12 protein-coding genes are annotated in these 13714 nt (G+C 72.2%); 8 read left to right on the forward strand and 4 right to left on the reverse strand.

The window, feature by feature from the left end; translation table 11 throughout:
* Positions 1-127: 127 nt before the first annotated feature.
* A complete protein-coding gene (locus tag J7W19_RS23050; RefSeq protein WP_004948451.1) occupies positions 128-1696 on the reverse strand; it encodes an MFS transporter in 1569 nt (522 codons plus the stop codon).
* 96 nt (positions 1697-1792) lie between these two features.
* Here J7W19_RS23050 and J7W19_RS23055 point away from each other — a divergent pair, with 96 nt between their 5' ends.
* The 3 genes from J7W19_RS23055 to J7W19_RS23065 all read left to right on the forward strand — a co-directional run bounded on the left by J7W19_RS23055 (position 1793) and on the right by J7W19_RS23065 (position 3997).
* A complete protein-coding gene (locus J7W19_RS23055) occupies positions 1793-2389 on the forward strand; it encodes a TetR/AcrR family transcriptional regulator (protein ID WP_040890871.1) in 597 nt (198 codons plus the stop codon).
* 154 nt (positions 2390-2543) lie between these two features.
* Positions 2544-3785 (forward strand): cytochrome P450, encoded by a 1242-nt coding sequence (locus J7W19_RS23060; RefSeq protein WP_004948445.1) that lies wholly within the window; start codon positions 2544-2546, stop codon positions 3783-3785.
* A 20-nt stretch (positions 3786-3805) separates the two neighbouring features.
* Positions 3806-3997, forward strand: coding sequence for a ferredoxin (locus tag J7W19_RS23065; protein WP_004948443.1), 192 nt, complete (start codon positions 3806-3808; stop codon positions 3995-3997).
* A gap of 71 nt (positions 3998-4068) precedes the next feature.
* Here the strand turns inward: J7W19_RS23065 and J7W19_RS23070 are convergent, their stop codons facing one another.
* Positions 4069-5007: a serine hydrolase gene (locus tag J7W19_RS23070; protein ID WP_004948439.1), complete on the reverse strand. Its 939-nt coding sequence runs from the start codon at positions 5005-5007 to the stop codon at positions 4069-4071.
* Between the two features lie 331 nt (positions 5008-5338).
* Here J7W19_RS23070 and J7W19_RS33120 point away from each other — a divergent pair, with 331 nt between their 5' ends.
* Positions 5339-6208 (forward strand): helix-turn-helix domain-containing protein, encoded by an 870-nt coding sequence (locus tag J7W19_RS33120; RefSeq protein ID WP_004948436.1) that lies wholly within the window; start codon positions 5339-5341, stop codon positions 6206-6208.
* The gene (locus J7W19_RS23075; protein ID WP_004948432.1) at positions 6205-7263 is read left to right on the forward strand and encodes a methyltransferase; all 1059 of its coding nucleotides are present in this window, start codon (positions 6205-6207) and stop codon (positions 7261-7263) included. Before J7W19_RS33120 ends, J7W19_RS23075 begins: the two co-directional genes overlap by 4 nt.
* Positions 7264-7477: 214 nt before the next feature.
* Here J7W19_RS23075 and J7W19_RS23080 read toward each other — a convergent pair whose 3' ends face one another.
* The gene (locus J7W19_RS23080; protein WP_004942934.1) at positions 7478-8707 is read right to left on the reverse strand and encodes a PucR family transcriptional regulator; all 1230 of its coding nucleotides are present in this window, start codon (positions 8705-8707) and stop codon (positions 7478-7480) included.
* Positions 8708-8906: 199 nt separating this feature from the next.
* Between J7W19_RS23080 and J7W19_RS23085 the strand changes: the two genes are divergently transcribed.
* Together J7W19_RS23085 and pruA are read left to right on the forward strand one after the other, a co-directional pair.
* Complete coding sequence (locus J7W19_RS23085; protein ID WP_004942933.1) at positions 8907-9833, forward strand: proline dehydrogenase family protein; 927 nt, start codon at positions 8907-8909, stop codon at positions 9831-9833.
* A gap of 34 nt (positions 9834-9867) precedes the next feature.
* Positions 9868-11499, forward strand: coding sequence for an L-glutamate gamma-semialdehyde dehydrogenase (gene pruA / locus J7W19_RS23090; protein WP_004942931.1), 1632 nt, complete (start codon positions 9868-9870; stop codon positions 11497-11499).
* Positions 11500-11643: 144 nt separating this feature from the next.
* Here the strand turns inward: pruA and J7W19_RS23095 are convergent, their stop codons facing one another.
* A complete protein-coding gene (locus tag J7W19_RS23095; protein ID WP_051072553.1) occupies positions 11644-12510 on the reverse strand; it encodes a DUF6415 family natural product biosynthesis protein in 867 nt (288 codons plus the stop codon).
* Between the two features lie 299 nt (positions 12511-12809).
* Here J7W19_RS23095 and J7W19_RS23100 point away from each other — a divergent pair, with 299 nt between their 5' ends.
* On the forward strand, positions 12810-13604 hold the full coding sequence (locus J7W19_RS23100; protein WP_158688759.1) for a helix-turn-helix domain-containing protein: 795 nt from the start codon (positions 12810-12812) through the stop codon (positions 13602-13604).
* Positions 13605-13714: the final 110 nt, after the last annotated feature.

The raw sequence follows: 13714 nt of genomic DNA on the forward strand, positions 1-13714 counted from the left end.
GGCGTAGGCGAACGCCGGACGGGCTGAACTCAGCCCGTCCGGCGTTTGAGGACAACCGCGCGAAGCGTGGTTTCGGGGGTGCGGGGGCTCGCCCCCGCAAGAAACGGTGAAAGGGCGGGGCCGGGGGCTACCTCCCCGCAGCGACCGGCGCCTCGGAAGGCGCCTGCGAAAGCGCCTCGGACGGCGCCTCCGCGCGGCCCCGCAGGAGCCGTACCGACACCGCCGCTCCGGTGAGGAGGACGAGTGCCGCGCCCACCGCGGCGACGTGCATCCCGTGGACGAACCCGTCCCGGGCGACCGAGAGCACCACCGCCCCGGACCGTCCGGGCAGCCGTCCCGCGACCGCCGTCGCGCCGGTCAGCGTCTCGCGGACGGTGGCGAGTTCGCCGTGCGGGAGGGTGGGGGAGAGGCCGTCGGAGACGTCGTGCCGGTAGACGGCCATGCCGATGGTGCCGAAGACGGCCATGCCCAGGGCCCCGCCGAACTCCTGGCCGGTCTCCAGCAGGGCGGCGGCCGAGCCGGCCTTCTCCGGGGGCGTGGCGCCGAGGGCCAGGTCGGAGACGAGGGCCGCGACGGTGACGATGCCGCAGGCGATGACCGCGCAGGAGATCAGGGTGAGGGTCAGGGAGGACGCGTCGGTGCCGAGGAGGAGAGCGAAGCCGGCCGCCGTGATGACGAAGCCGGTGGCGATCACGTACGCCCGGTCCACCCGCTGGGCCGCGACCGTGGCCAGCGGGCCGGCCGCGCCCACGGCGAGGGAGGGCAGTGTGCCCCAGAGCGCCGCCTCCAGCGGGCCCTTGCCCAGGACCGACTGGAGGTACTGGGTGGTGAAGTACGAGGAGCCCATCATGGCGAACATCGCGAGGGTGTTGAGGCCGATGCCCGCCCCGAAAGCCCGGTGGCGGAACAGTTCGCGGCTGATCATCGCGGACCGCCCGCCGCGCTGCCGCCGGACGAACGCCACGCCGAGCGCCAGGCCGGCGAGCACCCAGAGCAGCCGGGACACGGCGAAGCCGTCGGCCGCCATCTCCTTGACGCCGTAGATCGTCGGAAGCACGGCACCCATCGACAGCACCACGCTCGCCAGGTCGAAGCGGCCGGGGCGCGGGTCCTTGAACTCCGGAACCAGGAGCGGCGCGCAGACCAGCAGCAGCACCATCGCGGGCACGTTGAGCAGGAAGACCGAACCCCACCAGAAGTGCTTGAGCATCACCCCGCCGAGCACCGAACCGAGCGCGATGCCGCCGGCCATGGCCGCGGACCAGATGCCGACCGCCTTGGCGCGCTGGGCGTCGTCGCGGAACATGTTGCGCACCAGCCCCATCGTGCTCGGCATCAGCGTCGCGCCGCCGATCCCCAGCACGAACCGCGCCGCGATCAGCATCTCCGCGCTCTGCGCGTAGGCCGCGGCGACGGAGGCCGTGCCGAAGGCGGCGGCGCCCAGCAGCAGGAGCCTGCGGCGGCCGATCCGGTCGCCCAGCGAACCCATCGTCATCAGCAGTCCGGCCAGGGCGAACGCGTAGCTGTCGAAGATCCAGAGCTGCTGGGTGCTGCTCGCGCCCAGGTCCCGGGTGATGGCCGGGACGGCGAAGAAGAGGACGGACGTGTCCATCGAGACCAGGAGGAGGGGCAGCAGGAGGACGGCGAAGGCGGTCCACTCCTTGCGCCCGGCACGCGTCGTGCTGGGGTTCGTCATGGGCAGGACTATACGGATGTATTAAACGGTTGTCTATGACGCTTGTATAAGACGGTCGTCCATGACATGCGTATGAGCGGCGGTTACGCTTCCGCCATGGGACATCGCGAAGACCTGCTGGAGGGCGCCAAGCGCTGCCTGCTCGACAAGGGCTGGGTACGCACCACCGCGCGCGACATCGTGGCCGCCTCCGGCGCCAACCTGGCCTCCATCGGCTATCACTACGGCTCGAAGGACGCGCTGATGATGGCCGCGTTCATCCAGCTCACGGAGGAGTGGGGGGAGCGGGTGGGCCGGGCGCTGGCCGCCGGCGCGGCACCCGACGCCTCGCACGACGAGCGGATGGCGGCCTGCTGGGACTCGCTGCTCGACGGGTTCGCGAACGACCGCGCGTTCTGGGCCGCCCAGTTCGAGATGATCGGCCAGCTCCCCAACCGCCCCGAGGTCCGCGAGCAGTTCGCCGCGGTGCTGCCGAGCGGCCGCGAGGGCATCGTGGCCATCTTCGAGGGCGTCGAGGACGACAAGGTGCCCGCCGTCGCGTCCCGCACCGTCGGTTCCGTCATCCACGCCCTGTTCATCGGGCTGTGGGTGCAGTGGCTCATCGACCCGGCGGTCGCGCCGCGCGGCAAGGACATCGTCGAGGGGATGCGGCGCATCGTCGAGGGGCGGGTGCTCGACCCGAGCGAGGCGTAGGCGTGCGGGCGGCAGGGGGTGCCCGGACCGCGGTCCAGCGCGCCCGGATTGTGGTCTCACGTGGCCGGAATCCGGTCACGCCCCATGGACGGGTGCGGAACCCTCCGCTCTAATGGTTGCCCAAGGATACCAGTCCGCTTGCCGGAGGTCGTCCATGACCGAGACCGCGCAACACCCGCTGTCCGCCGCCCCCTTGACCCCGCCCGCCGACTCCGGAGCCGCCGCCCGCCCCTGGCCGCAGGACCGGGCCTGTCCGTACCATCCGCCCGCCGGTCACCTCCCGGCCCCCGAGGACCGCCCGCTCTCCCGGGTGACGCTCTTCGACGGCCGGGAGGTCTGGTTCGTCACCGGCCACGCCGAGGTCCGGGCCCTGCTCCGCGACCGCCGCCTCTCCGCCGACCGGCAGCACCCGGACTTCCCCGTCACCGTGCCGCGCCTCGCCGAACAGGCCGTCCGGCCGCTCCCGCTGCTGGGCGCCGACGACCCCCTCCACAACCGCCAGCGCCGGACCCTCATCCCGGGCTTCGGCCTCCAGCGGATCACCGCCCTCCGCCCCGCGATCCAGCAGGTCGTGGACGACCTCCTCGACCGCATGCTCGCCGCCGGCCCGGAGGCCGACCTCGTCACCGCGTTCGCCCTCCCCGTACCGTCCACGGTGATCTGCTCCCTGCTCGGAGTGCCGTACGACGACCACGAGTTCTTCGAGACCCACTCGCGGCGGCTGCTGGTCGCGGAGACCGCGGCGGAGGCCGGCGAGTCGCGCGAGGAATTACGGGCGTACTTCCGCCGGCTGCTCGACCGCAAGCGCGAGGCGCCGGGCGACGCCCTCCTCGACACCCTCCTGGCGGACCCCTCCGGCACCCTGGACCGCGAGGAACTGGTCTCCATGGCGCTGCTGCTGCTCATCGCCGGCCACGAGACCACGTCCAACATGATCTCCCTCGGCACCTACACCCTGCTCCGCCACCCGGAGCAACTGGCCGCGCTGCGCGCCGATCCGGAGCTGATGCGCGGCGCGGTCGAGGAACTGCTGCGCTACCTCTCGATCGCCGACTCGCTGGTGCGGGTGGCCGTGGCGGACGTCGAGGTGGCCGGGGAGACGATCCGGGCGGGTGAGGGCGTGCTGCTCGCCACCCCGGAGGCCAACCGCGATCCGGCCTCCTACCCCGACCCCGACACCCTCGACGTGCGCCGCTCCGCCCGCCACCACGTGGCCTTCGGCTACGGGATCCACCAGTGCCTGGGCCAGAACCTGGCCCGCGCGGAGCTCGAAATCGCCTTCTCGTCCCTGTTCGCCCGTATCCCCACGCTGCGGCTGGCCGTTGCCCCCGATGAGGTGTCCGTCAAACCCGGCGGCACCGTGCAAGGACTGTTCGCCCTCCCGGTCACCTGGTGACCGCAGAACGGAGTACTCCCATGCGCGTGAGCATCGATTCGGACCTGTGCATCGGCTCGGGTCAGTGCGCCCTCACCGCCCCCGGCGTCTTCGACACGGACGACGACGGCTTCGGCGTCGTCCGGTCGGAGGGCGAGGGCGGCGCGGACCCGATGGTGAAGGAGGCGGTGCGGGCCTGTCCGGTCCAGGCGATCACCCTCGACGAGGACTGAGGGCAACCCGCTCCCGGGTGCGGCCGGGCGGGCGTCGCGCCCTTCCGCCCGGCCGCCCCGGAGCGCGGGGCTCACACGCCCGGCGGCATGACCTCCTGCGGGTGTGCCGGCGGAGCGATGAGCTGGGCGTGGTTCGCCGCCGGGTTGACGTCGCGGTGGACAGCGCGGGCGACGGCCTGGATGGCGTCGATGCCGCCCTGCCAGGTGCGGTTGCCGTGCGTGAGGACGGACATGGTGTACGTCCGGCCGCCGACGGTGAAGGCGCCGATGCTGTGCACGCGCCACAGGTGGTCCCGGTCGCGCTGCAGCCAGCCGTTCTTGACGTGCACCTTGGTGCCCTTGGGGGCGCCGGCCGGGGTGCCCCAGCGCTGCGACGAGATCACCTTGTTCATCAGGTCGAGGGCGTAGGCCCGGGACTTGTCGGTGATCAGCTTGTTGCGCGAGGTGAACAGGGCGAGAAGCCGCTGCTCGTCCCGCGCGGTGATCTGGGTGGTGCCCCAGGTCTGGTTGGGGAGCGTGCGCTTCATACCGGCGGCCTTGACGAACGACGTGATCTTCGCCGTGGTGAGGCGGTTGCGGAGCTCCGTCGTGGAGTCGTTGTCCGACTCGGTGATCATCTTGTGCGCGAGCGCCTTCTCACGCGACGTCAGCGAGCGCTTCGCCCGGTCGGCGTCCCACAGCAGGGTGCCGAGGACGATCGGCTTGAAGACGCTCGCGGAGTCGAACTGCCGGTCCGCGTCGTAGGTGCAGCTCGTCTTCGTCGCCGGGTCGTCGAACGCGATGCCGGTGTGTCCGGCCCGGCCGCGCAGCGCCGCGGTGATGTCCTTGGTGAGCTTGGCGGCGAGCCCGGCCTTGCCCGAGGTACAGACGACCTTCGGCCCGGCCGCGGCGGCGGGCTCAGCCACGGCGAGCGGCGCGGCGACGGCCGCGGCGGCGACGACGGCGGTGAGGGCGCGACGTGGGAGGCGGCGGGGGCTCGGGGCGTCTTCGGGTATCGGGTGTGCGGTCACGACAGGTTCCCCCCTGAGGTGTGCGGTGGCGGGCCATGCGCGGTGACGGCGCACTTTTTGACCCGCCCTTGAATCGAATGACCGCCCGATTCTCGCTCATGCTTCCTTCTGGTGTGACGGGTGGTTCGCCTGAGCCGGTCGCCCGGCTGGCCGGAACCTTCCCTTCTGGGCCGCAGTTCGCGCCCGGCGACTGAGGACGCGTTCGATGTGCGCGCGGGCCGCCTCGCGGCACACCGGACCGTCCGCGGTGAGCGCGTGGAGCGTCCACCGAGCGCTCGCCCGTGGAACATTCGTCCAAGACGGGACCGCCGGATTCGGCGACCGTAGGGGCATGCGCAGCTACGACACGGGCCTCGCCCCTATGAACGCCGACGCCGGGGACGGCTGGGATGCCAGGGGCGGTTGGGATGCCAGGGGCGGCTGGGAGGCCGTCCCCGGCGTCCGGATGGCGGGCTTCCGGGACCGTGCCGCCGGCGGACTGCACAAGCGGGTGCTGCCTCGGCCCGACGTGGTCGTCGTCATCGGGTTCGGAGAGGACCCGTTCACGGTCGACGGCGCCACCGGACGGCAGTCCGTGCGGAGTTTCGTCGCAGCGCCGGCGCCCGGCCCGGCCCGCGTCGCCGGGGAACGCGTCGAGTGCGTCGAGATGCGCCTGTCGCCACCCGCCGCCTACGCGCTGCTCGGCGGCGTCCTCCCGCACCCGCCGGACCGGCCGGTCGTCGGCCTGGACGAGGTGTGGGGACGGCAGGAGCGGCAGCTGCGGGAGCGGCTGCCCGAAACCGCGTCGTGGGAGGAACGCCTCGCCCTGGTGGACGAGTTCCTCACCCGGCGGGCCGCGCGGGCGCCGGCGATGGCACCCGAGGTCGTGGCCGCCTGGGAGCACATCGTGACCCGCCGGGGCCGGGTACGGGTCGGCGAACTCGCCGCATCCTGCGGCTGGAGCCGCAAGCGTCTGTGGTCCCGGTTCACCGCACAGATCGGCCTCACCCCCAAGCGCGCCGCCATGCTCGTCCGTTTCGACCACGCCGCGCGGGCGCTCCGCGCGGGCCGGAGCGCCGCCGACACCGCCCTGGCGTGCGGCTACACCGACCAGCCGCATCTCCACCGCGACGTACTGGCGTTCGCGGGCTGCACTCCGGGCGCCCTGGCCGCGCGGGCGGCCGCCCCCACTCGCCGTTCGACGGAAGGAAGAAACCCGTGAAGACCCCCGAGACCCGGGCGGCGGACACCGCCGACCGGAGCCTGATCGTCCGGACCGCCTTCGGCAGCATGGCCGCGCAGACCCTGCGCGCGGCGGTGCGGCTGCGGGTGGTCGAGCTGATCGGCGACACCCCGCGCCGGGCCGACGCCATAGCCGCCGACGCCGGAGCCGAGCCCCGGCCCGTGACCCGGCTGCTGCGCGCCCTGGCCGCCCTCGGCGTGCTGCGGGAACACACCCCCGGCACCTTCTCGGTGACCCCCGCCGGCACGCTCCTCGACCCGAGCCGCCCCGGCTCGCTCGCCTCGTTCGTGCGCGTCTTCACCGACCCGGTGTCCACCCGCGCCTGGGAGCACCTGGACGACAGCGTCCGCACCGGCGACGTCGCGTTCGACGCGGTCTTCGGCACGGACTTCTTCGGCCACCTCGCCCGGCACCCCGAGCTGTCGGAGGCGTTCAACACGGCCATGGGCCAGGCCACCGGCGCGACCGCCGCCGCCCTCCCGGCCGCCTACGATTTCGGCCGGTTCACCTCCGTCACGGACGTCGGCGGAGGCGACGGCACCCTCCTGGCCGGTGTCCTCACGGCGTACCCGGACCTCACCGGCGTCGTCTTCGACACGGCGGAGGGCCTGGCCGGGGCACCGGAAACACTGGAGCGGCACGGACTCACGGGACGCTGCTCCCCGCACGCCGGCGACTTCTTCCGTTCCGTACCGGCGGGTTCGGACCTCTACCTGATCAAAAGCGTCCTGCACGACTGGCCGGACGAGAAGGCGGCCACCATCCTGCGCCACTGCCGCGAGGCGCTGCCGCCCGGCGGCCGGATTCTGATCGTGGAACCCGTGCTCCCCGACACCGTCGATCCCGAAGCCCCCGTCACCGGCGGCGGAATCACCTATCTGAGCGACCTGAACATGCTGGTGAACGTGAGCGGCCGGGAACGCACCCGCGCGGACTTCGAGGACGTCTGCCGGCGCGCGGGCCTGACCGTCGTCTCGGTGACGCCGCTCGCGGGAGCCGCGCCGTTCTCCCTCGTCGAGGCCGCCGCGGACTGATCCGCGCGGCGCCGCTCCCGGGGGCGGGACGAGTCCCGGACCCCGCCCCGCGCGCTCGCCCTGACGCGCACCCGAGCGGCCGGCCCGGGGCGGGGGACGGACGGAGGCGCGGGCCGGGACCGGCCACGACGGTCCCGGCACGCGCCTGGGCCCGGCACGCCCCTCCCGGCGCCTGGGCCCGGCACGCCCCTCCCGGTGCCCTTCGGCCCCCGCCCTACCCCAGTCGCGCCGCCTTCAGCGTCATGTGGAGCAGCAGCCGGTCCTCGCCGTTGTCCAGGTCCAGGCCGGTGAGCTGTTCCACGCGGGACAGCCGGTAGTAGAGCGTCTGCCGGTGGATGCCGAGGGCCGCGGCGGCGCGGCCGGCCTGGCCCGCGCAGTCCAGGTAGAGCTCCGTCGTACGGGCCAGCTCGGCGTGGGAGCGCTCCAGGAGGGGGCGGACGGCGTGGTCGGCCGCGCGGTCGGCGGGGAGGCCGGTCAGGACGCGGTACGGGCCGATGGCCGCCCATTCGGCGAGCGGGCCGAGCCGGCGTTCGGCCGCCGCCGCGCGGGCCGCGGCCAGCGCCTCCGACCAGGCGTCGGTCAGCTCCGCGAGGCCCTTGCGCGGGGTGCCCAGACCGGCCGCGGCCAGGCCCGGACCGCCGTCCGCCCCGGCGCGGGGGGAGTGCAGCAGCCGGTCGGCCGCGGCCCGGGCGGGGGCCGGGGCGCTGAGGGCGCGCAACCGGACCAGGGCGGCCAGGGCCGCCGAGCCGTCCGGCAGGCTGTCCGGCACCGCGCAGAGTGCCGCCACGCCCGACCGGGCGGCGAACGCCGAGCCCGGCCGGTCGCTCGTGGCGTCGTGGGGGTCGTCGGCGTCCGTCCGCCAGGGCGCCACCGCCAGCAGTGCCAGCGGCCCGTCGGCCGCCGGACCCAGGGCGTCGCGGAGGGCCAGGCGCGCCGCGTCGCGGCCCGCCGGGCGCGCGGTCAGCAGGTCCCGCAGCAGCTCGCCCAGCTCCGCGCCCGCCCGGGCCTCCGCCGCGAGCAGGGCGCCGATCCGGGCGGCCGTCTCCATGGCCTGCGCCACGCGCGGGTCCGGTGTGGCGGGGCCCAGGTCGAGCCCGGCCAGGTGCTCGTCGTCCAGCAGCCAGACGTAGCCGTGCACCACGCCCCGGTGGCGTACGGGCAGGCAGATGCGGCCCTTGAACACGCCCGCCGCCGGGTCCGGCGGGATCCGCATCGGCGCCTGCGCCCGGGCGATCCCGAACGCCTCGAACCAGGCCCGGACGGCCGCCGTCGAGCGCCGCTGGAGGATCGAGCGCGTCCGTACGGGGTCCATCGACACTTCCAGGTCGTCGTCGCCGCCGTGCGCGCCGAAGGCGATCAGGCCGAAGTCGCGGTCCTCCAGGGTCGCGGGGGCGCCGAACACCGCCGAGATCTCGTCCACGAGCTGCTGGTACTCGCCCCGCATGACGCGCCGCACTCCTTTTCGTCCCTTGTGTCCCGTCCCCGTAGTCCCCGGGCACCATTGTCATACATCTGTCTGAGATCCCGGCCACGGATGCGTGACAGCTGTCGATGGTCCGCGAGGTGGCGTGAAATCTACGTTTCACGTCGAGTTGGTTATGCCGTCGCCCCAGGGGGGACCGGCCGTCATCGTGGAGGTGCCCGTGCTGGGTCCCGTCATCCTCGCCGCCTCGCGCAGCGACCGCATGCGTCGTTTCGTGTCGGCCGCCCCGGGCACCAAGCAGGTCGTCGACCGCTTCATCGCGGGCGAGACCGTCGACCAGGTCATCCCGATCGTCAAGGACGCCGCGGCCAAGGGCCTGGAGGTCACCCTCGACGTCGTCGGCGAGGACATCACCACCGTCGAGCAGTCGTACGCGGCCCGTGACGCCTACCTGGAGCTGATCGAGCGCCTCAAGGAGCTGGGCCTCGGCGAGCGCGCCGAGATGTCCGTGAAGCTGTCGATGTTCGGCCAGGCGCTGGAGGGCGGCCACGAGCTGGCCCTCGCCAACGTCCGACCGGTCGTCGAGGCCGCCGCCGCCATAGGCACCACCGTCACGCTGGACGCCGAGGACCACACCACCCTCGACTCGATGTTCGCCATCCACGAGGAGCTGCGGAAGGACTTCCCGCAGACCGGCTGCGTCATCCAGGCGTACCTCTTCCGCACCGAGGACGACGCCCGCCGGCTCGCCGCCGCGGGCAGCCGAGTGCGTATCGTGAAGGGTGCGTACAAGGAACCCGCCTCCGTCGCCTACCAGGACAAGGCCGAGATCGACAAGGCGTTCGTCCGCATCGTCAGGATCCTGATGGCGGGCGAGGGCTACCCGATGATCGGGTCGCACGACCCGCGTCTGATCGCGATCACCCAGGAGCTGGCCCGGCAGGCGGGGCGCAAGCTGGACGAGTACGAGTTCCAGATGCTCTACGGCATCCGCGGTGACGAGCACGTCCGGCTGGCCGCCGAGGGCCACCGGATGCGGGTCTACACGGCCTACGGCACCGACTGGTACGGGTACTTCATGCGCCGCCTCGCGGAGAAGCCCGCCAACCTGCTGTTCTTCCTCCGCTCGATGATCACCAAGGGCTGAGACCCTCACAACCCCGTAAGGAGCCACGAGACTCATGGACGCTGTCACCCAGGTCCCCGCCCCGGTCAACGAGCCGGTGCACTCCTACGCCCCGGGCTCCCCGGAGCGCGCCCGCCTGGAGGCCAAGCTCAAGGAGCTGGCGGGCAACCCCATCGACCTTCCGATGACGATCAACGGCGAGAAGCGGATGGGCGGCGGCGAGCGCTTCGACGTCGTACAGCCGCACAACCACAAGGCCCGCCTCGGCACCTACGCCAACGCCACCGAGCAGGACGCCCAGGACGCGATCGACGCCGCCCTGGCCGCCGCCCCGGCCTGGCGCGCGATGTCCTTCGACGACCGCGCCGCGATCATCCTCCGCGCCGCCGAGCTGCTCGCCGGCCCCTGGCGCGAGACGCTGGCCGCCTCCACCATGCTCGGCCAGTCGAAGACCGCCCAGCAGGCGGAGATCGACACCCCCTGCGAGCTCGTCGACTTCTGGCGCTTCAACGTGCACTTCGCGCGCCAGATCCTCGCCGAGCAGCCGGTCGCCAACTCCGCCGGCGTGTGGAACCGCAGCGACCACCGCCCGCTGGAGGGCTTCGTCTACGCGATCACGCCGTTCAACTTCACGGCCATCGCCGGCAACCTGCCGACCGCGCCCGCGCTGATGGGCAACGTCGTCGTCTGGAAGCCGTCCCCGACGCAGACCCACGCCGCCGTGCTGCTCATGCAGCTCCTGGAGGAGGCCGGCCTCCCCAAGGGCGTCATCAACCTGGTGACCGGCGACGGCCTCGCCGTCTCCGAGGTGGCCCTGAACCACCCCGAGCTCGCGGGCATCCACTTCACCGGCTCCACCAAGACCTTCCAGTACCTCTGGAAGACCGTGGGCAACAACATCGAGAAGTACAAGGGCTACCCGCGCCTCGTCGGCGAGACCGGTGGCAAGGACTTCGTCGTCGCCCACCCGAGCGCCGACCGCGCCATCCTGAAGACCGCCCTGACCCGCGGCTCCTTCGAGTTCCAGGGCCAGAAGTGCTCCGCCTCCTCCCGCGCCTACATCCCCCGCTCCATCTGGGAGGACGGCTTCAAGGAGGAGTTCGCGGCCGAGGTCGACGGCATCACCATGGGTGACGTCACCGACCTGTCCAACTTCATCGGCGCCGTCATCGACGAGCGCGCCTTCGCCAAGAACAAGGCCGCCATCGACCGCGCCAAGGCCGACCCGACCTGCACCATCGTCGCGGGCGGCAGCTACGACGACTCGGTCGGCTACTTCGTCCGCCCGACCGTCATCGAGTGCACCGACCCGTCCAACGAGGTCTTCACCACCGAGTACTTCGGCCCGATCCTCGCCGTCCACGTCTACGAGGACGAGGACTTCGACGCGATGCTGGAGCAGATGGAGTCCGTCTCGGCGTACGCCCTGACCGGCTCGGTCATCGGCCAGGACCGCGCCGCGGTGGCCGACGCGATGGAGAAGCTGCGGTTCGCCGCGGGCAACTTCTACATCAACGACAAGTCGACCGGCGCCGTCGTCGGCCAGCAGCCCTTCGGCGGCGGCCGCGCCTCCGGTACGAACGACAAGGCCGGTGCGGCCACCAACCTCCTGCGCTGGGTCTCGACCCGGTCCATCAAGGAGACGCTGGTCCCGCCGACCGACTACCGGTACCCGCACATGGGCTGACCTGCCCTCGGTGCTCGTACCCCCGCCCCCGTCCGGCTTGCGCCGGGCGGGGGCGGGGGCGTTCCGGCCGCCGGTGCGTTCCGGCTGTCGGCGCATGACGGTCGGCGGTTCCCGGGGCTCCGACGGCGTCAGGCTTCGACGGCGTCAGGCGGCGACGTCGTAGGCGGGCGTGCCGAGCCGCAGCTCGGCCGGCGCTCCGCCGCGCGCCGCGTCCAGGGCCGCTCTGACCCGGCGGGCCTGGTGCGGAGAGCAGTGCTCGTCCATTCCGGGGACGGGGACCCAGGCGTAACCGGCCAGGCCGGGCCACTCGGGCAGCCGCACGCTGATCTCGTCGCCGAGCGCGGCCACGGCGTACACGAAGGTGATCCCCGCGCTGCTGCCGTCCCCCCGAACCCAGTCGGTGACGAGCAGCCGCGCGGGGCGGACGGCCAGGCCGGTCTCCTCCCGCACGGTTCTGGCCATGGCCTCCCAGGTGGGCTCGCCCGCGACCGCGGGCCCGCCGGGCAGGCGGAAGTTGGTGCCGGGTACGCCGGGGTGCGCGGGCGACACCATGAGCACGTCCTGCTCGCCTGCCTCGGCGGGTGAGGGACGGCAGATCAGCGCCCGCGCGGTCACCCGCACGCACGCCGCCGGGTCCGCGCCCGCCAGACCGAGCTTTCGCCGGTGCGCCAGCAGCTCCCGAGTGATCAGCGCCAGACTCCGGCAGTAGGTGAACGCCGACGCCAGCCCGTCTCCGGGGCCCGTGCACCGGGCCCGGTACGTCGCCTCGTCCGCGGCCCGCTCGGCGGCGACCCGCCGCGGGTCGTCCACCGGCAGCGACTCCCGTGCCGTGCCCTTGATCCAGGGCGCCCACTCATTGATGAAACGGCGCAGTTCGGCGGCCGACGCTTCCATGATCTCCGCCGGCGGCGGCATGCTCGCGGTGAGGATCAGGCCGGCGGTGCTTTCGATGTCCGCTTCGGCTTCGGGGCGGAGGGTCGGCGGGGCGCCGCGTCGTCCTGCGTGGGGCATGGCTGTACCGGGCCAGACGGGCATGGGGGTCGGTCTCCTCGGTGGGGGATGGTCATCGGGAACCGCTGTACGCCGGCGCACACCCTTTCGTTCGCTGACGTGTGCGACGCCACGGTCTGAACGCCGCAGGGTAATTCGAACACAGCCTCGTACAGGGGGAGTTGCGTGTCCCGGTTCCGGACTCCAGTATCCGTCCCAGCCCTTATGCTCAACCCCACCTCTGGGTTGAGTGATCACCAAGTCGATTGGGGGGTACAACTATGGCTGGTGCCGGTCCACTTGATCCGTATCAAGCGCGCGTGCTCGAACTAGGGAAAGTGATCCGCGAGCACCGGATGGCGAAGGGATGGAGGCAGGTGGATCTGGGCAACGCGGTCGCCTTGTCGAACACCGCGATTTCTCACTTCGAGAAGGGCACGCACGTGCCGAGGCGCGATGTCGTCCGTCGCATCGACACTGCGCTGGAGGCGCGCGGTCGTATCTGGAAGCTCCGCGACGAACTCGATGACAATCCCGATGCCAAGTGGGTTCGGCGGGCATTCTGGTATGAGTCGCGAGCGGTAGGTCTCCGCGGCACCAGCTGCGTGATCCCCGCCCTTCTGCAGAATCCCGAGTACGAACGGGCGATTATTGAGAGGGGTATTCCGTTCTACGGCGGGAATGTCGCGGATAAGCTCAAGTACCGAGCGCGTCGGCACCAATTCTTGGAAGGTCCCCGTGGCCCGCAGTTGACCATGGTGCTCACCGAGGCTGCCCTGCACGCGGTGGTCGGTAGCGGGGCGATCATGCGGGAGCAGCTCGCGGACCTGATCGCAGCGTCTCGGGAGCCGGGGTTTCAGGTGAGAGTCGCACCGTTCGAGGGTGACGCCTCTGTCGTCCAAAGCCTCGGAGAGTTCACGATCATGGATCTTCCCGCCGGCAAAAAGGTCGTGTTCGTGTCAACCGGCGTTCAAGGCTATTTCGTCACTAAACCCGAGACGGTGGCTCAGTACGTCGGTCTCTACAACCAACTCCAGGCCAGGGTGCCCAACTCCGAGGCGTCACGAGCGCTCATTCGCAGGGTGCTGAAGCGGGCTTATCGGGTGTCCCTCTGAACCAAAGCTGCTCGAACCCTCCGCGTTCCTGACCACCCTCGCCGCTGGGGGCGGCGGAATGGGATGGGGCCGGGCAGACGGGCTGCACTCGTGGCCCTCGGCTGGTGCCT

It is taken from the genome of Streptomyces mobaraensis NBRC 13819 = DSM 40847, from assembly GCF_017916255.1.
Taxonomy (GTDB): Bacteria; Actinomycetota; Actinomycetes; order Streptomycetales; family Streptomycetaceae; genus Streptomyces; species Streptomyces mobaraensis.

Coding starts and splice junctions, on each gene's coding strand:
- J7W19_RS23050 (WP_004948451.1), bottom strand. CDS start 1,696: ATGACGAACCCCAGCACGACGCGTGCCGGGCGCAAGGAGTGGACCGCC.
- J7W19_RS23055 (WP_040890871.1), top strand. CDS start 1,793: ATGGGACATCGCGAAGACCTGCTGGAGGGCGCCAAGCGCTGCCTGCTC.
- J7W19_RS23060 (WP_004948445.1), top strand. CDS start 2,544: ATGACCGAGACCGCGCAACACCCGCTGTCCGCCGCCCCCTTGACCCCG.
- J7W19_RS23065 (WP_004948443.1), top strand. CDS start 3,806: ATGCGCGTGAGCATCGATTCGGACCTGTGCATCGGCTCGGGTCAGTGC.
- J7W19_RS33120 (WP_004948436.1), top strand. CDS start 5,339: ATGCGCAGCTACGACACGGGCCTCGCCCCTATGAACGCCGACGCCGGG.
- J7W19_RS23080 (WP_004942934.1), bottom strand. CDS start 8,707: ATGCGGGGCGAGTACCAGCAGCTCGTGGACGAGATCTCGGCGGTGTTC.
- pruA (WP_004942931.1), top strand. CDS start 9,868: ATGGACGCTGTCACCCAGGTCCCCGCCCCGGTCAACGAGCCGGTGCAC.
- J7W19_RS23095 (WP_051072553.1), bottom strand. CDS start 12,510: ATGCCCCACGCAGGACGACGCGGCGCCCCGCCGACCCTCCGCCCCGAA.